At 63.4% G+C, this 17,819-nt stretch carries 16 protein-coding genes and 1 pseudogene; 15 read left to right on the forward strand and 2 right to left on the reverse strand.

Going from position 1 to position 17,819, the window contains the following annotated elements; translation table 11 throughout:
* Positions 1–95: 95 nt before the first annotated feature.
* Positions 96–1,231, reverse strand: a pseudogene (locus tag FOT55_RS06205) (MFS transporter).
* A 398-nt stretch (positions 1,232–1,629) separates the two neighbouring features.
* Between FOT55_RS06205 and FOT55_RS06210 the strand changes: the two are divergent.
* The 14 genes from FOT55_RS06210 to FOT55_RS06275 all read left to right on the forward strand — a co-directional run bounded on the left by FOT55_RS06210 (position 1,630) and on the right by FOT55_RS06275 (position 14,736).
* Positions 1,630–1,947, forward strand: a complete 318-nt coding sequence (locus FOT55_RS06210) for a non-heme iron oxygenase ferredoxin subunit (RefSeq protein WP_004937614.1) — start codon at positions 1,630–1,632, stop codon at positions 1,945–1,947.
* A gap of 2 nt (positions 1,948–1,949) precedes the next feature.
* On the forward strand, positions 1,950–2,258 hold the full coding sequence (locus tag FOT55_RS06215) for a recombinase-like helix-turn-helix domain-containing protein (RefSeq protein WP_004937617.1): 309 nt from the start codon (positions 1,950–1,952) through the stop codon (positions 2,256–2,258).
* Between the two features lie 20 nt (positions 2,259–2,278).
* Complete coding sequence (locus FOT55_RS06220) at positions 2,279–3,322, forward strand: aromatic ring-hydroxylating oxygenase subunit alpha (protein ID WP_147823239.1); 1,044 nt, start codon at positions 2,279–2,281, stop codon at positions 3,320–3,322.
* Positions 3,319–4,074, forward strand: a complete 756-nt coding sequence (locus FOT55_RS06225) for an SDR family oxidoreductase (protein WP_147823240.1) — start codon at positions 3,319–3,321, stop codon at positions 4,072–4,074. Before FOT55_RS06220 ends, FOT55_RS06225 begins: the two co-directional genes overlap by 4 nt.
* A gap of 37 nt (positions 4,075–4,111) precedes the next feature.
* Complete coding sequence (locus FOT55_RS06230; protein WP_025304202.1) at positions 4,112–4,906, forward strand: IclR family transcriptional regulator; 795 nt, start codon at positions 4,112–4,114, stop codon at positions 4,904–4,906.
* Between the two features lie 109 nt (positions 4,907–5,015).
* Complete coding sequence (locus FOT55_RS06235) at positions 5,016–5,957, forward strand: VOC family protein (RefSeq protein WP_060434495.1); 942 nt, start codon at positions 5,016–5,018, stop codon at positions 5,955–5,957.
* Positions 5,954–7,165, forward strand: a complete 1,212-nt coding sequence (locus FOT55_RS06240) for an NAD(P)/FAD-dependent oxidoreductase (protein WP_060434493.1) — start codon at positions 5,954–5,956, stop codon at positions 7,163–7,165. Before FOT55_RS06235 ends, FOT55_RS06240 begins: the two co-directional genes overlap by 4 nt.
* A gap of 23 nt (positions 7,166–7,188) precedes the next feature.
* Positions 7,189–8,445, forward strand: coding sequence for an MFS transporter (locus FOT55_RS06245; RefSeq protein WP_043141251.1), 1,257 nt, complete (start codon positions 7,189–7,191; stop codon positions 8,443–8,445).
* 168 nt (positions 8,446–8,613) lie between these two features.
* On the forward strand, positions 8,614–9,138 hold the full coding sequence (locus FOT55_RS06250) for a cupin domain-containing protein (protein ID WP_004937634.1): 525 nt from the start codon (positions 8,614–8,616) through the stop codon (positions 9,136–9,138).
* A complete protein-coding gene (locus FOT55_RS06255; RefSeq protein ID WP_025304198.1) occupies positions 9,138–9,956 on the forward strand; it encodes an alpha/beta fold hydrolase in 819 nt (272 codons plus the stop codon). The genes FOT55_RS06250 and FOT55_RS06255 overlap by 1 nt, the downstream gene beginning before the upstream one ends.
* A complete protein-coding gene (locus FOT55_RS06260; protein WP_060434492.1) occupies positions 9,953–10,747 on the forward strand; it encodes an SDR family oxidoreductase in 795 nt (264 codons plus the stop codon). The genes FOT55_RS06255 and FOT55_RS06260 overlap by 4 nt, the downstream gene beginning before the upstream one ends.
* Positions 10,748–10,762: 15 nt before the next feature.
* Positions 10,763–11,557 carry an aspartate dehydrogenase gene (locus tag FOT55_RS06265; RefSeq protein WP_025304196.1) on the forward strand — a complete coding sequence of 265 codons (795 nt, stop codon included), beginning with the start codon at positions 10,763–10,765 and terminating at the stop codon, positions 11,555–11,557.
* Between the two features lie 16 nt (positions 11,558–11,573).
* Complete coding sequence (locus tag FOT55_RS06270) at positions 11,574–13,043, forward strand: aldehyde dehydrogenase (RefSeq protein WP_049208798.1); 1,470 nt, start codon at positions 11,574–11,576, stop codon at positions 13,041–13,043.
* A 52-nt stretch (positions 13,044–13,095) separates the two neighbouring features.
* Positions 13,096–14,736 (forward strand): thiamine pyrophosphate-binding protein, encoded by a 1,641-nt coding sequence (locus FOT55_RS06275; RefSeq protein WP_147823306.1) that lies wholly within the window; start codon positions 13,096–13,098, stop codon positions 14,734–14,736.
* Between the two features lie 41 nt (positions 14,737–14,777).
* On the opposite strand, the gene loiP is transcribed toward FOT55_RS06275, so the two are convergent.
* Positions 14,778–15,530 (reverse strand): metalloprotease LoiP, encoded by a 753-nt coding sequence (loiP, locus tag FOT55_RS06280; RefSeq protein WP_016930039.1) that lies wholly within the window; start codon positions 15,528–15,530, stop codon positions 14,778–14,780.
* 238 nt (positions 15,531–15,768) lie between these two features.
* On the opposite strand from loiP, the gene tkt reads away from it, so the two are divergent.
* Positions 15,769–17,763, forward strand: a complete 1,995-nt coding sequence (tkt, locus tag FOT55_RS06285; protein ID WP_025304193.1) for a transketolase — start codon at positions 15,769–15,771, stop codon at positions 17,761–17,763.
* Positions 17,764–17,819: the final 56 nt, after the last annotated feature.

Here is a 17,819-nt window from a genome sequence, read left to right on the forward strand (position 1 = left end):
GGGGGGGGCCCCCGTCTGCTGGTTGTTGGCGTCCAGATCCATGAGCACCCTCTCAACGCTTTCGGTTTGCCGCCGTAGAACACGGTGAAACGGATTTATGCCCGTTTCACCTGGCGCGCCAGCAACATGCGGCTAAACAGCGCGCCGCCCGCCAGCAGCGTCAGCAGCTGTGAGGCAATCAGTACCGCAAAGCCCGAGGACACCTTGCCCTGGCTGGCCATCACCATGCCCATCGCCATCGGCACAAACGCCGAGAACAGATTGCCGATGCCGTTGATCAGCCCATAGGCGCTGCCGACCGCCTCCGGCCGCGCATAATGCTGCAGCAGAGTGGGGATTGCCGCGCCCTGTGCGCCCCAACAGGCGTTGGCCGCCAGCAGGAAGAAGGCGATCCAGCCAAGCTGATGACTGTTCATTACGACATAGATGCACAGTGCGGTCGCCGCGCCGCCAAAGACGAAGATCAGTGGCGCCTGATAGGGGCGGATACGATCGAGCAGCACGCCGCCGAGGTATTTTGAGGCGATGCTGACGATGAAAGGCAGTGCGGCCATCCATCCCATCTGCTTGATGGAGAATCCTTTTTCATCAGTCAGGTAAGCCGGCAGCCAGGCGCTGGATCCCCACAGGTAGCTGAGCGTGGCGATCTCGATCAGCAGGATCCAACCGAGCATCGGTGTGCGCCAGGCCAGCGCGAAGGTGTGCCAGACGCGGCTCAACACCGGCTGAGGATCGGCGGGGCGTGAAGATGAGGGTAAGGCGAGCGGATGAACGAACCGCCGCACCAGCGCCAGGCCCAACAGCAGGTTGAGCAGTGCCAGCAGGTGAAACGACATCGCCCACCCGAAGTGCGCCATCAGAAAACTCACCAGCGGAAAGCCGATCACCAGCCCCAACGAGACGCCCAGCGCGCTGACCGCGTTGGGTTTGCCACGCTCGTCGGCGGCGACGCGGCGGTGAGCAGCGCCCACAGCACGACGCTCAGCGTCAGCGCGCGGCGGTAACCCATCAGCGTTTCCAGAAATGGCGTCAGCAACATGGCGGACAGGCCGTAACCGAGTAAAAACACCGTCATCAGCGTGCCCTGATGGGCGCGGTCGCCGCCGAGTTGAAAGTGTTGCAGGAAGTCGGGATTGACCAACATCACGGCGATATTAACCCGATCCGCATAGGCGATAACGATCAGAAACAGCAGGGCGATCACCCCAAACCAGCGTTGACGTTGTTGCACGGCGCGTTCCTCAATGCGAGCGGTTGACGAATTCAGGCAGCAGTAAACTCGCCCGCGGAGGCCATTACGCGCAAACGCGGGGGACGAGGCTGATCAATGTAAATTAATTGTTATTAAATTGAGTGTAAAAGACAGTGAGAAAACACTTTTACGCGCAATGCGCCGCCGGGATCAACGCATTTTTTGCCATAAATTAGCGGAAGAGCGCACAACTGACATAGGTTTTTCATATCGGTGCATGATTTCGTGATCCCTCCCGCATTTGTCATTTTTAAACAACCTTTCATTAACATTTGCCGTTCCGCTCGCTTGACGAAAGTTTCGCCAGACTTATAGTGGCTGTATTAAATAAGAAACTGAGTTTCATATATGAAACAATCAGATAGAGGATAAAAGCAATGAGCTGGAAGAATGTGTGCGAAGTGTCTCAGGTGAAAGAAGATTTTCCTTTCTCCGGCAAAGTGGAAGGAAAAGAGATCGGGGTGTACCTGCTCGACGGTAACTACTACGCGCTGGAAGACGTCTGCCCGCATGCTTATGCCTTGCTCAGCCAGGGGTTTGTAGACGACGGTAAGGTTGAGTGCCCGCTGCACGAAGCGCTGTTTGACGTGCGCACCGGCCAGTGCCTGCGCGAGCCAGGCGGCCGCGATCTGCAAACCTATCCCACCCGGGTGGTCGACAACCAAATCCAGATCACCTTTATCGCGGAGGAGTAATCATGCAGCACATCACCGATTTCAATCCCTGGCTGCCGGACACCCAACAGGTGACGCCGGCCCGCGAAGGCGGCAACGGCCAAATCCATCAGCCGGGCCAGTTCCGCAATGTCATCTGGCAAAACCGCGCCCGGGTGCCGGACGGTTTCGAAACCGCGCTGGTGGCGGCGCTGGAAACGATCTTCGATCAGGGGGCGGAAGAGCTGGAGCAGATCGTCAGCGCGTTGAATCAGCGCCGCCTGTTCGATCGCAGCGGCCAACCGTGGAATGAGGCGACGTTCCGCGAATTCCTTCACGTTAACGGTTTCTGAGCCACATCCGGGAGAAGACAATGACAGCAAACACAACATCCTCCGAACAGAGCCTGCAGGACTATCTTGACCAGGGATTGCGCGGCATGTGGTATCCGGTGCTGGCCAGTTGGGAAGTGGGCAACAACCCGGTCGGCATCACCCGTCTCGAGCAGCAAATCGTGGTGTGGCGCGACGGTGAAGGCCAGATCCACGCGTTGGAAGATCGCTGCCCGCACCGCGGCGCGCGGCTTTCCATGGGGTGGAACCTCGGCGATCGCATCGCCTGCTGGTATCACGGGGTGGAAGTCGGCGGCGACGGAACGGTGAAAGACGTGCCGGCGGTGGATCGCTGCCCGCTGGTGGGGCAAAAATGCCTGCGGTCTTACCCGGCCAAAGAAGCCTACGGCGCAGTGTTTCTCTATTTCGGCGTGACGGCGGATGAAGCGCCGGCGGCGCTGACTTTCCCGCAAGAGCTGGCGGACGAAGCGTCGTACAGTAATTTTCTGTGTACCGCCAGCTGGGACTGCAACTACCAGTACGCATTGGAAAACGTGATGGATCCGATGCACGGCACCTACCTGCACTCTTCCTCACACTCGATGGCGGAAGGCGATCGCAAGGCGGACATGGCGCTGGAGCCGACCGACAGCGGGTTTATCTTCAAGAAAAACGGCCAGATCGGCGTCAACTTCGACTGGGTGGAGTTCGGCAGCAGCGGCGCGTATTGGATGCGCCTGTCGATCCCGTACAAGAAGCGCTTTGGGCCGGGTGGTCACTTCTGGATCATCGGCATGGTGGTGCCGGAAGACAAGGATCACTGCCGGGTATTCTTCTGGCGCATCCGTAAGGTCAAGGACTGGCAGCGCGACATGTGGCGCTTCATGTACCGCAACCGCCTGGAATCATTGCATTGGGACGTGCTTGAGCAGGATCGCATCGTGCTTGAGAACATGGCACCTAACGCCCGTGGCCGCGAATACCTGTACCAGCACGACGTCGGTCTTTCACGCCTGCGCCGCCTGATGCAGAAAGAGGCGCAGAAACAGCTGGCGACGTTGCGCGAGCGGGAGGCGGCGCAGTGAACGGCCTGTTGAACGGTAAACGTATCGTGGTCACCGGTGCGGCGCGCGGCCTGGGTTACAGCTTCGCCGCCGCCATCGCCGCCGCCGGCGCGCAGGTGGTGATGTGCGACATCTTGGCGGATGAGCTGGCCGCGAGCGGCGCCGCGCTGCGCGAGCAGGGCGCTCGGGTGGAAACGCAGACGATCGACCTGGCGTCACCGGATTCGATCCGTTCGGCGTTCGAGAAGATCGCCGCTGGCGGCGGGATCGACGGCCTGGTGAACAACGCGGCGCTGGCGACCGGCGTCGGTGGCAAAACCATGATGGAATACGATATCGATCTGTGGGATCGCGTGATGCAGGTCAACGTGCGCGGTACCTGGCTGGTGAGCCAGGCGGCGGTGCCGCTGCTGGCACGCAACCCGCATGCCAAAATCGTCAACGTGGCGTCGGACACTGCGCTGTGGGGCGCGCCGCGCCTGATGGCCTATGTCGCCAGTAAAGGCGCGGTGATTGCAATGACCCGTTCGATGGCGCGCGAGCTGGGCCCGCAGGGCATCTGCGTCAACGCCATCGCACCGGGCCTGACGCGGGTGGAGGCCACCGAGTATGTGCCCGCCGAGCGCCATCAGCTGTATGAGCAGGGGCGCGCGCTGGCCGGGGCGCAGCATCCGGACGATGTGAACGGTACGGTACTTTATCTGCTGTCGTCGCTGGCGGATTTCGTCACCGGCCAACTGCTGCCGGTCAACGGCGGCTTCGTATTCAACTGACGGCCCGCAGGGCAGGCGCACAGCGCAGGAGCGAGAGATGGCGGACGAGCAAGCATGTAAGTATCTGATCCCGGGACTGGATCGCGGGTTGCAGTTGCTGCTGGCGTTTGGCGAGCAGCATAAGGAAATGACTTTTGCCGAGTTGCATCGCCTGGTCGATATGCCGAAGGCCACCGCCTACCGCGTGGTGCAGACGCTCGAGCACCTGGGCTTTCTGGAGCGCAATCCGCGCACCAATACCTTCGCACTGGGCATCAAGGTGCTGCGTCTCGGTTTTGAATACATCGCGTCGCTGGACGTCGCGCAGGCCGGCCAGCCGGTGATCGAGCAGTTGCGCGATCGCAGCCAGTGCAGCAGCCATCTGGCGATCCGCGACGGGCGCGACGTGATCTATATCGCCCGCGTCAGCGCCGCCGGTTCACAGATCAATCAGGTCAGCGTCGGCACCCGCTTGCCGGTGCACCAAACCTCGCTCGGCCGCATGTTGTTGACCAGCGCTACCCGCAGCGAGTTCGAACAACTCTATCCGGACGCGCAGCTGCCGGGCAACGCGCCGGGCACCCCGGCGGATCGCGAAATGCTGTGGCAGATGGTGCAGCAAGACAAGGCGCGCGGCTATGTGATCGGCGAATCGTTCTTCCGCCACGGCATCTCCTCGATCGTCTACCCGATCTTCAACCGTGAGCAGCGGGTCGAGGCGGTGGTCAGCATCATGGTGCCGTCCGATGAGATCCCGAAAGCGGATCGCGAGCGGCTGCGCATGGAAGTGCGCGATGCGGCGGAGAAAATTTCTGGCTTCCTCGGCGCGCCGCCGCAGGCCAACGTCGGCTAACCGACAGGACCGACTCTTTCACTCAGGCAGGGATAAGGCCCACAGCAAACAGGGGCCGGGGTTCACTCATGCCTGAAAACCGTATGCAGCGAGAACGTGAGGCTGAACAATGAGCGTAATCGGAATCGAAAAACTGGAATTTGGCGTCGAAAATCTGCCAACCTGCGAAAAATTCATGCAAGACTTCGGCCTGCAGCCCGCCACGCAACATTGGGGCGAACCGCAGCGCGAATTCACCACCCTGAGCGGGGCGCAGGTTGTCCTGTACCCGTTGCAAAGCGCGGCGCTGCCTGCGGCGTTTGAAGGCGGTTCTACCCTGCGCCGCATGACCTGGGGCGTGGGCTCACCCGCCGATCTGGCGCGCCTGCAGCCGCGTTTGGCGTTGATGCCCGGCTTCCGTCAGGTGGGAGAAGAGCTGGAATGCCTCGATCCCAACGGCATGACGCTGCGCTTCGTCGTCAGCCGCCAGCAGGCGGTTGAGGTGCCGGTCACGCCGATCAACCAATGGGGCGACGTGCGCCGCATCGATCAACCCAGCCCGGTCTATTCGCAGGCGCAACCGATCAATATTGGCCACGTAGTGTTCTTCGTTGAAGATCTGGCGGCGACCGAGCGTTTCTATCGCGAGCTGTTGGATTTCCAGGTTTCCGATCGCTATATCGATCGCGCCGTCTTCCTGCGCACCCAGGCGCGCGGCGGCCACCATAACCTGTTCCTGCTGAAGCTGCCTAACCGCCCACGCGGCCTGAACCATGTGGCGTTCACCGTGCGCGATATCCATGAAGTGATCGGCGGCGGCATCGCCATGAACAAAGAGCAGTGGAGCACCTTTATCGGCCCCGGCCGCCACCCTATTTCCTCGGCCTATTTCTGGTACGTCAACAGCCCGACCGGCGGTGCGTTCGAGTATTACACCAACGACGATTATCTGACGGAAAACTGGCAGCCGCGCGAGCTGGAGCATTCGCTGGTCTCCTTCACCGAATGGGCGGTAGAGGGCGGCATCGATCACGATACGCGCCGCCAGCATAAAAAGGCGCAAGCGTTATGAACCGGCCAGAACAGACGGGCATCGTCATCGTCGGCGGCGGCCAGGCCGGCGGCTGGGCGGCCAAGACGCTGCGCGACCGCGGTTACAGCGGCCGGCTGACGGTGGTCAGCGACGAGCCCTACGATTTTTACGAGCGGCCGCCGCTGTCGAAAGCGGCGCTGCTGGATGCCGCGGCTCCCCTCAGTCGGCTGTTCAGCGAACAGGCGGTGGCGGAGCTGAATATCGACTGGCGTCGCCCGCTGCGCGCCGAGTCCATCGACGCTGAACAGCAAATCGTCACGCTCAGCGACGGGCAACGGCTGCAGTTCGAGCAGCTGCTGATCGCCACCGGCGGGCGGCCGCGTGTGCCGGGCGCCGCCTGGGCGCAGCATCCGCGCGTGATGACGCTGCGTTCCTGGGACGATGCGGCCCGGTTGCGGCAGGGCCTGCAAGGTTGCCGCCGTCTGGCGATCGTCGGCGGCGGTTGGATCGGGCTGGAGATCGCCGCTTCTGCGCGCCGTCTCGGCGCCGAGGTGACGGTGTTTGAACGCCAGCCCGCGCTATGCATGCGCAGCGTCGGCGCCGATGTCTCGCAGGCGTTGCTCGAACTGCATCGCCGGCAGGGCGTTACGGTGTTGTGTGGCTGCGGCGAGATCTCGCTGGAAGATCGCGACGGCGCCGCCTGGATCGGCAGCGAAGTCAGCGATCCGCAGGCCTTCGATCTGGTGGTGGTGGGGATCGGCGTCGAGCTGAATCTCGAACTGGCGCGCAGCGCCGGGCTGGCGATCGAGTCCGGCATCGTGGTCGACGGCCAAGGGCGTACCAGCCATCCGGCGATCTTCGCCGCCGGCGACGTGGCGCGCCACCCGACGCTTGGCCTGTGCCTGCAGTCCTGGGCCTACGCGCAAAATCAGGCCATCAGCACCGCCTGCGCGATGCTCGACGCCTTTGCCGCTCCGTATGACGACGTGGCCTGGCTGTGGTCGGATCAATATGACGTCAATATCCAGATCCTCGGCGTGCCGAGCGGCGGCGTGCACCATGTGGTGCGCCGCACGCCGCAGTCGCAGGTGTTCTTCACGCTGAACGCCGATCGGCAGCTGGTGCAGATGGTGGCGTTCAACGACGCGCGCACCATCAAGCTCGGCAAGCGCTGGTTGGCGAGCGGCCGGGTGCTGGATCCGCAGCAGCTGGCGGATGCGGAGTTTTCTTTGATGGCGTTGAAATAACGCCCGAACCTCGGGAGCGTTTTATGACTACGCAAGACATTGACGCCCGCGCTGGACGGGCGGGGGAAGCCGTTGCCGAAAATCCGCAGCAACGGGTGCGCTGGTCGGTGCCGATCGCGCTGTTCGCCTGCGTGCTGCTGGCGTTTTTCGACAAGATCAGCATCGCGGCGCTGTTTTCCGACGCCGAGTTTCAGCAGGCGTTAGGGATCGGCTTTGACCCGGCGCGGCTGGGCTTGCTGATGAGCGCGTTTCTGTTCTCCTACGGCATCTCCTCGATGCTGCTCAGCGGCATCGGCGATCGGCTTAACCCGGTAAAAGTATTGATTGGCATGATGGTGGTGTGGGGCGTGCTGATGGTATTGATGGGGCTGGTGCGTTCCTATCACGCCATGATGACGCTGCGCATTCTGCTCGGCATCGCCGAAGGGCCGCTGCTGCCGATGGCCTACGCCATTATTCGTCAGGCCTTTCCGCCGCAGCTGCAGGCGCGCGCCACCATGCTGTGGCTGCTCGGCACGCCGCTCGGGGCCGCGCTCGGCTTCCCGGTCACCCTGTACATCCTCAATACCTTCGACTGGCAGACCACCTTCTTCTTTATGGCGTTTCTGACGCTGCCGGTGATGTTGCTGGTGCTGTTCGGCATGCGCCACCTGAACGTCTCGCGCCCGGCGGCGGCGGCCAAGCCGGCGGTGTCCGAACGCCAACAGCACCGCCGCGAGCTGCTGCGCAGCCCGCATTTCTGGATGATTTGCCTGTTCAATATCGCCTTCCTGACCTACCTGTGGGGCATGAACGGCTGGTTGCCGAGCTATCTGATCAAGGGCAAAGGCATTCATCTGGAACATGCCGGTTACCTCTCTTCGCTGCCGTTCATCGCCATGCTGCTCGGCGAAGTGCTGGGCGCCTGGCTGTCGGACAAGCTGGATCGGCGCGCGCTGGCCTGCTTCCTGTCGCTGTGCGGCGCCGGTCTCGGTCTGGCGGTGGTGCTGCACCTGCAGGGCACCTACAGCGTGATCGCCGCCATGGCCTTCAGCACCTTTATGTGGGGCGCCGGCGCACCGAATATTTTCGCGCTGTTGGCGAAGGCGACCAGCAGCAAGGTCAGCGCCACCGCCGGCGGCATTTTCAACGGACTGGGCAATTTTGCCGGCGCGCTGGCGCCGGTGCTGATGGGGGCGTTGATCGCCGCCACCGGCAATATGGATAACGGCCTGCTGTTCCTGGTGGTGATGGCGTTCGTCGGCTGCCTCATTCTGCTGCCGTTGCTGAGAAAGTACTGAATTAACAATTGCTAAGCCCAATGGATTTCATGCTGTGGCTAGGCGGCAAGTTCGTGAGTCTCCAGGAGCTTACTGCGGTAAGTGACTGGTGTGAACGAATGCAGCCAACAACGCCACAGCGTGAAAGACGAAGGGGATAACCATTTGATTCAACAGAGGAGTGACAACATGTCTCAGGTTGAGAACAAAGCCGGCGTCAAGCCGCAGGATCTGTCGATGGAAAACTGGGTAGAGTCGCGCATCGCCCGTTTCGAGGGCCGCAAATACGACTGGAACGCGCTGAAATTCCAGGCCGACTTTGACCCGAAATACCGCCGCGCGCAGATGCGCTATATCGGCACCGGCGCCACCGGCGTGGCCAGCGACGCCAACACCATTCCGGCGGGCAACTTCACCTTTTCCACCATGGTGCTGCCGTCGAAGTGCGAGGGCCCGTTGCACCTGCACGACGACGTGGAAGAAGTGTTCTTCATGCTGAAAGGCAGCATCACGCTGATGATCCAGGATGGTGAAGAGTATTACGAAACCAGGCTGAAAGAGCGCGATCTGATCTCGGTGCCGGCGGGCGTGTACCGCGGCCTGTTCAACCACGGCGAGGAAGAGGCGCTGATGTGCGTGATGCTCGGCACCGCCAAGCCGGAGATCCCGACCTATCCGGCGGATCACCCGCTGTCCAAAGTGAAGCGCAACTGATGAACGGCCTGGCGCAACGCCAACGGGCGCGCTGCGGGGCGTACACCCTGAGCTGGCGCGAGGCCGGGCAGGGGCGGCCGGTGGTGTTGCTGCACGGCATCAGCTCCGGTTCCGCCTCGTGGATCAAGCAGTTCAACGACAGCGGCCTGACGGACGGTCACCGTCTGTTGGCGTGGGACGCGCCGGGCTACGGCGGCAGCCTGCCGTTGGCGGACCCGCAGGCCGATGCCGCCGGTTATGCGGCGGCGTTGGCGGCGCTGATTGCTGAGCTGCAGCTGGCGCAGCCGCTGATCGTCGGCCATTCACTGGGGGCGCTGATCGGCAGCGCCTACGCCGCCGGCTATCCGGACGGGCTATGTGGGCTGGTGTTGGCGGATCCGGCGCAGGGCTATGCCACGGCGCCGGAGGAAAAACGCCGGCAGGTATACGGCCAGCGCCAACAGATGATAGAGACGCTGGGGCCGGTGGGCTACGGCGAGCAGCGGGCGGCGGCCTTGCTGCATGAAGAGGCGGATCCGCAGGACATTGCCTGGGTGCGCAACGGCATGCAACAGCTCGATCCCGACGGTTTTCTGAGTGCCGCCTGGATGCTGGCCAACGACGACATCGGTCGCTATCTGGCGCGCTATCGCGGCCCGCTGGAAGTGTGGTGCGGTGAACAGGATCGCATTACGCCGCCGGAGAAGGCGGCCGAGCTGGCGCGTGAGCAAGACGCGACGCTGCGTCTGATCGCCGCCGCCGGTCATGCCAGCTACCTCGACGCGCCGGCGTGTTTCAACCGCTATCTGCGGGATTTTACGGGAGCAATCCAACGATGAATTTTCAGCTTGAGGATCGGGTGGCGGTGGTGACCGGCGGCTCGTCGGGCATCGGTTTCGAAACTCTGAAGCTGCTGCTGGCCGAAGGGGCGAAGGTGGCGTTCTGCGGCCGCGATCCGGACAAACTGGCCGGCGCGGAGGCCAGCCTGCGCGCGGACTTCCCGCAGGCGGAGATCCTGGCGCTGCGCTGCGACGTGCTGGATGCGCAGCAGGTGGCGCAGTTCGCCGCTCAGGTGACGGCGCGTTTCGGCGGCGTGGATCTGCTGATCAACAACGCCGGTCAGGGCTTCGTCGCCCATTTTGACCAGACGCCGCGCGAGGCCTGGCTGCATGAGGCCGAGCTGAAGCTGTTCGGCGTGATCAACCCGGTGCAGGCGTTCTTACCGGCGCTGGAACGATCGGCGATCGCGTCTATCACCTGCGTGAACTCGCTGCTGGCGCTGCAGCCGGAAGAACACATGATCGCCACCTCGGCGGCGCGTGCCGCGCTGCTCAACATGACGCTGACGCTATCGAAAGAGCTGGTGGACAAAGGTATTCGCGTTAACTCGATCTTGCTGGGGATGGTGGAGTCGGGTCAATGGCGCCGCCGTTTCGACGATCGCAGCGATAAAGATCAAAGTTGGGAGCAGTGGACGGCGGCGATCGCCGAACGGCGCGGCATCCCGATGAAGCGCCTGGGCAAGCCGCAGGAGCCGGCGCAGGCGCTGCTGTTCCTCGCTTCGCCGCTGGCTTCTTTTACCACCGGCGCGGCGCTGGACGTTTCCGGCGGCTTTAACCGCCATGTGTAGCAGGGGCCGAAAAAGATGAAGAAGATCATGATGATTGGCTACGGCGCGATGGCGAAGGAAGTGATCGCCCGTTTGCCGGAAGGCGTGGAGGTCGGTTGGATCCTGGCGCGCGCAGCTCATCATGCGGCGATCGCCGAGGCTTTTGGCGGGCGGGTGCAGGCGCTGGCCCATCCTGGGCAGTGTTCGCAGCGGCCGGATCTGGTGCTGGAGTGCGCCAGCCAGCAGGCGGTGGCGGAGTTTGGCGAAGCGGTGCTGCAGCGCGGCTGGCCGCTGGCGCTGATCTCGACCGGCGCGCTGGCGGACGCCGCATTGCAACAGCGGCTGCAGCAGGTTTGCCGCCGCCATCACGGGCAGCTGATCGTGCTGTCCGGCGCGGTGGCGGGGATGGACGGGCTGGCGTCGGCGCGCGAAGGCGGGCTGGAGAGCGTGACCTATCAGGCCAGTAAAAGCCCGGCCAGCTGGCGCGGCAGCCCGGCGGAACAGTTGATCGATCTCGATGCGGTGAGTGAAGCGCAGGTGTTTTTTGAAGGTTCGGCGCGTGAAGCGGCGCGTTTGTTCCCGGCTAATGCCAACGTGGCGGCCACCATTGCGCTCAACGGCCTGGGGATGGACGCCACCCGGGTACGCCTGCAGGTCGATCCCGCCACCCGACGCAATACCCATCGCCTGCAAGTGTGCGGCGATTTTGGCGAGTTTCACATCGAGCTGAGCGGCACCCCGCTGGCGAGCAATCCCAAAACATCAACCCTGGCGGCGCTGAGCGCGGTACAAGCCTGCCGCCGTCTGGTGGACGGCGGTTTTATTGCCTGAACGGCAGGAGCGGAGCATGGAACGATTGAATATTTTTGTCGCCGGACGCTGGCGCGAAGGGCGTGGCGAAGAGATGGCTTCGGTATTCCCGGCTGACGGCAGCGTCAACGCGCGGCTGCGTGCCGCTAACGTCGAGGACGTGAATGAGGCGGTGGAGGCAGCGGAACGCGCCTGGCGCGCGCCGGAGTGGCGTGGGTTGGTGCCGCACCAACGCGCCTCGATCCTCTACCGCGTCAGCAACCTGATCCTGGCGCAGCAGGAACAGCTGGCCGAGCTGCAGACCCGCGACAACGGCAAGCCGCTGGCGGAGACCCGCGGGCTGGTGGCCAGCGCGGCGGCGACCGCGCGCTACTTCGCGGCCGCCTGCGAGGTGTTGGAAGGTGAGCTGCCGACCCCGCGCAGCGCCGAGGTGATGACGCTCAGCCAGTATCAACCGATGGGGGTGATCGCCGCCATTACGCCGTGGAACTCGCCGATCGCCAGTGAAATGCAGAAGGTAGCGCCGGCGCTGGCGGCGGGCAACGCGGTGGTGCTCAAACCGGCCGAAGCGACGCCGCTGATGGCGCTGAAGCTGGCCGAGCTGTTCGAACAGGCGGGCCTGCCGGCCGGGCTGCTCAGCGTGCTGCCGGGCAAAGGTTCGGTGATCGGCGAGGCGTTGGCGCGCCATCCGCGGGTGAAAAAGATCGCCTTTACCGGCGGGACCAGTACCGGGCGCCATTTGGCGCATATCGCCGCCGACAAGCTGATCCCCACCTCGTTGGAACTGGGGGGCAAATCACCGACCATCGTGCTGGAGGACGCCGATCTGGAACAGGCGGCGCGCGGTATCTGCTACGGCATTTTCAGCTCCGCCGGCCAGGCGTGCATCGCCGGATCGCGGCTGTTCGTGCATCGTTCGCTGTATCAGCCGCTGCTGGCGCGCTTGACCGAACTGACGGCGGGGCTGCGCATCGGCAACCCGCTGGTGCCGGGCGTGCATCTTGGCCCACTGATCAGCGCCAAACATCGGCAAAGCGTGGCGGACTACGTGGCGCTGGCGCGGCAGGAGGGTGGCCGGGTGATCATCGGCGGCGAAGCGCCGGCCGATCCGCAACTGGCGAGCGGTAGCTATTACCTGCCGACCATTATTGAAGGCTTGAACAATGACGCCCGCGTGTGCCAGGAGGAGATCTTCGGCCCGGTGCTGGTGGCGCTGCCGTTCGACGACGAGCAACAGCTGATCGAACAGGCCAACGACTCGGTGTACGGCCTGGCGGCCGGCATCTGGAGCCGCGATTTCCCGCGGGCGATGGCGCTGGCGGAGCGGCTGGAAACCGGCACCGTCTGGATCAACACCTACAAAACGTTCTCGATTTCTACACCGTTCGGCGGTTTCAAGGAAAGCGGGCTGGGCCGCGAAAAGGGCCTGAACGGCATCAAGGCCTACATGCAGCAGAAAAGCGTGTATCTGGCGCTGAGCCATCAGGTGAACCGCTGGAGCGACTAGGCCGACACCTCTACGCATAACCCTAATAACGACTACCCTAAGAAGGCAGATGATGAGCGATAAAATCACGGTTGGCGAGGCGATAGCCCGGACTCTGGAACAGTACGCGGTGTCGGCGATGTACGGCATCATTTCGATTCATAATCTGCCGATCGCCGATGCGGTGGGGCAGCGCGATAAAATTCGCTTCGTGCCGGCGCGCGGCGAAGCGGGCGCGGTCACCATGGCCGACGCGCACGGGCGCTTCTCCGGCCTGGGCGTGGCGTTGACCAGCACCGGCGCCGGCGCGGGCAACGCGGTGGGGGCGATGATTGAGGCGCTCAACGCCAACACGCCGCTGCTGCATATCACCGGCCAGGTGGAAAAAGCCTATCTGGACGCCGACGCCGGTTTTATTCATGAAACCCGCGATCAGCTCGGCTTCCTGCGCGCCTGCTCCAAGCGCGCTTACCGGGTCAATTCGCCGGAGCAGGCGGTGGCGGTGATCCAGCGGGCGATCCTGGATGCGCAAACCGTGCCCTGTGGCCCGGTGGCGGTCGAGATCCCGATCGATATTCAAAGCAGCCTGGTTTCCCGTTCGGTGCTGACCGAAGCGTTGGCGCCGGCGCCGCTGCCGAAGGCGGACGATGCGGCGGTGGAGCGGCTGCATCAGCGGCTGAAACAGGCCAAGCGTCCGCTGCTGTGGTTAGGCGGTGGCGCCTTGGCCTGCGGCGACGCGGTGCGCAAGCTGGCGGACGCCGGCGTGGCGGTGATCTCCAGCACCCACGGGCGCGGCATTCTGCCGGACAGCCATCCGCGCAGCCTGCGGGCGTTCCACAACTCGCCGAGCATCGAGGCGATCCTGACGCAGTGCGACCTGACGCTGGTGGCTGGTTCGCGCCTGCGCAGTAATGAAACCCGCACCTGGACGCTGCCGCTGCCGCGCCCGCTGGTGCAGATTGACATCGATCCGGCGGCGGCCAACCGCAACTACCTGGCCGATGAGCAGATCAACGGCGACTGTGCGGCGCTGCTGACGGCGCTGGCGGCGCGGCTGAGCCCCGGCGAGAAGGTTAACGCCGAGTGGGATGCCGAGATCGCGGGGGCGGTGCAGCAGGCGGAGAGCGCGTTGCGTCAACAGTCCGGCGAATACGCCAAACTCAACGACGCCATCGACGCCGCGTTGCCGCAGGACGGATTGCTGGTGCGCGATATCACCGTTTCCGGCAGCGTCTGGGGCAGCCGTTTGTTCCGCGCGATCTCGCCGCTGTGCAACATTCACTCGCTGGCCGGTGCTATCGGCATGGGGCTGCCGATGGCGATCGGCACCGCGATCGCCAACCCGCAGCGCAAGGTGGTGGGGCTGGTGGGCGATGGCGGTTTGGCGCTGGGCCTGGGGGAACTGGCGACCATGGCGCAGGAACAGGTGAACATCACCCTGCTGATCATGAACGACGGCGGTTATGGCGTGATGCGCGGCATTCAGGACAAGTATTTCGCCGGGCGCCAGTATTACAACGAGCTGCATACGCCGGCCTTTACTCAAATAGCCGAAGCGATGGGGCTGAAAGCCTGGAAGGTCGAGGCGGCGGCGCAGTTCAACGGCGTATTGGCCGAGGCGATCAACTACCCGGGGCCGTCGGTGGTCGAGGTGGACATGAAGCAGGTCGGGCCGCTGACCTTCGCCGGGCCGCCGCAGAAAACCCTGTATTGAGACGATAAAAAACGCCCGGCGGTTGCCGGGCGTTCTCGTTGTTACTTCTCTGCCGCGATGCGATCGCGAATGTGCTGCGCGCGCGCTTGGGAAGACGGGTGATCGTCGAACATGCTGCTCTGACGGCCGGCTTCCATTTGGGCCAATTTTTCGAAGCTGGTGGCCAGGCCGTTCGGATCGATGCCGCGCTTTTTCAGCAGATCGAACGAGTAATCATCCGCTTCGCTCTCCTGCTTCTGCGAGAACTGGGCGCTGACCAGTTTCTCGCCGATATCCGCCAGCTGCGACTGCGACAGCGAGCCGATGACGCCGCCGGCGGAGGACGCCGCGGTGCGCAGCGCCACGGTGCCGTAAGCCACCTGCATCGCTTTACGGGTGTGGCCCAGCGCCACGTGGCCCATTTCGTGGCCCAGCACGCCTTCCACTTCGTTGTCGTTCATCATGTCCATCAGGCCGCTGTAGACGCGGATACAGCCGTTGGCCATCGCCCAGGCGTTGACGTCTTTGGTCACGTAGACCTTGTAGTTGGCCGGGGTGCCGTTGATGTTGTCGCCCAGCGCCGCAGCGATTTTGTTGAGACGCTTGGCGTAGGTGCTGCCGGCCGGCGCGATTTGTGCCTTGCTGTCCATCTCGGCGCAGGATTTATCACTCAGGGCCTTAACGTCGTCGTTGCTCAGGGTCGCCGCCTGGAACGCCTGCGCGCCGGACTGCATCAAGGTTTCGGTATTCAGGTTTTGACAGCCGGTTGCCAAGGTGGCAATGCCCAACGCAATCAAAGAGGTACGGATCTTCATAACGCCATCTTCCTGTGAAGGTAACAAGGTAAAAGAGTCATTTTGCTTTGAGGAAATCTTGTCGCAAGAGCCTAGTGTACGCCAGCTAAGGCGAGAATAGTGTTATTCCGAAAAAGCGTCCAATCGTGCTAATAAGTGGTGAACTCGCTCTCATTTGGCATTAGGGATTGCCGTTGTGATGTGGAGTCTGAGAAAATAGGGAACTTGACTGCTTTTTTTATCCGACCTGGAGTAAAACATGTCCTCTCGTAAAGAGCTTGCCAACGCCATCCGCGCACTCAGCATGGACGCCGTACAAAAAGCAAATTCCGGCCACCCGGGGGCCCCTATGGGCATGGCGGACATCGCCGAAGTCCTGTGGCGTGACTACCTCAACCACAACCCGACTAACCCGCACTGGGCTGACCGCGACCGTTTCGTGCTCTCCAACGGCCACGGCTCCATGTTGATTTACAGCCTCCTGCACCTCACCGGCTACGACCTGCCGATGCGCGAGCTGGAGAACTTCCGTCAGCTGCATTCCAAAACCCCGGGGCACCCGGAGTACGGCTACACCCCAGGCGTTGAGACCACCACCGGTCCGCTGGGCCAGGGTATCGCCAACGCCGTCGGCTTCGCCATCGCCGAACGCACCCTGGCGGCGCAGTTCAACCGCCCTGGCCACGACATCGTCGACCACCACACCTACGCCTTCATGGGCGACGGCTGCATGATGGAAGGTATCTCGCACGAAGTCTGCTCCCTGGCCGGCACCCTCAAGCTCGGCAAGCTGACCGCCTTCTACGATGACAACGGCATCTCCATCGACGGCCACGTCGACGGCTGGTTCACCGACGACACCGCCCTGCGTTTCGAAGCCTACGGCTGGCACGTGGTGCGCAACGTTGACGGCCACAACCCGGACGCCATCAAGGCCGCGATTGAAGAAGCCCGCAAGGTGACCGACAAGCCGTCGCTGCTGATGTGCAAGACCGTTATCGGCTTCGGTTCGCCGAACAAGGCCGGCACCCATGACGTGCACGGTGCCGCGCTGGGCGCCGCCGAAGTGGCCGCCACCCGCGAAGCGCTGGGCTGGAAATACGCCGCCTTTGAAATCCCGCAGGACATCTACGCCCAGTGGGACGCCAAAGAAGCCGGTCAGGCCAAAGAAGCGGCCTGGAACGACAAGTTCGCCGCCTACGCCAAGGCCTTCCCGGAACTGGCTGCCGAGTTCAAGCGCCGCATGAACGGCGAGCTGCCGGCGGACTGGAAAGCCGACGCCAAGGCGTTCGTGGAAAAACTGCAGGCCAATCCGGCCAACATCGCCAGCCGCAAGGCGTCGCAGAACGCGCTGGAAGCGTTCGGCAAGGTGCTGCCGGAGTTCCTGGGCGGCTCTGCCGACCTGGCGCCGAGCAACCTGACCATGTGGTCCGGCTCGAAAGCGCTGAACGTTGACCCGGCGGGCAACTACATTCATTACGGCGTGCGCGAGTTCGGCATGACCGCCATCACCAACGGCATCGCGCTGCACGGCGGCTTCCTGCCGTACTCGGCGACCTTCCTGATGTTCGTGGAATACGCCCGCAACGCGGTGCGCATGGCGGCGCTGATGAAGCTGCGCAACGTGTTCGTCTACACCCACGACTCCATCGGTCTGGGCGAAGACGGCCCGACCCACCAGCCGGTGGAGCAGCTGGCGAGCCTGCGCGTGACCCCGAACATGAGCACCTGGCGCCCGTGTGACCAGGTGGAATCGGCGGTGGCGTGGCAGTACGGTATCGAGCGCAACGACGGCCCGACCACGCTGGTGTTCTCGCGCCAGAACCTGACCCAGCAGCCGCGCAGCGCAGAGCAGCTGGCGAACGTGTACCGCGGCGGCTACGTGCTGAAAGACTGCGCGGGCACGCCGGACGTCATCCTGATTGCCACCGGCTCCGAAGTGGGTATCACGGTGGAAGCGGCGGACAAGCTGACCGCAGCGGGCCGCAAGGTGCGCGTGGTGTCGATGCCGTCGACCGACGCGTTCGACAAGCAGGATGCGGCGTACCGCGAGTCGGTGCTGCCGGCGGCGGTGACGGCGCGCGTGGCGGTGGAAGCGGGTATCGCGGACTACTGGTACAAGTACGTGGGCCTGAACGGCGCCATCGTGGGCATGACCACCTTCGGTGAGTCGGCGCCGGCGGAGCAGCTGTTCGCCGAGTTCGGCTTCACCGTGGACAACGTGGTGGCCAAGGCGCAGGCGCTGCTGAAGTAAGCGGCCGGGCGCAAGCCGATAAAAAAGCCGGTCATTATGACCGGCTTTTTTTATGG

Origin of the sequence: Serratia bockelmannii (assembly GCF_008011855.1) — a bacterium.
In the GTDB taxonomy this organism is placed as follows: Bacteria; Pseudomonadota; Gammaproteobacteria; order Enterobacterales; family Enterobacteriaceae; genus Serratia; species Serratia bockelmannii.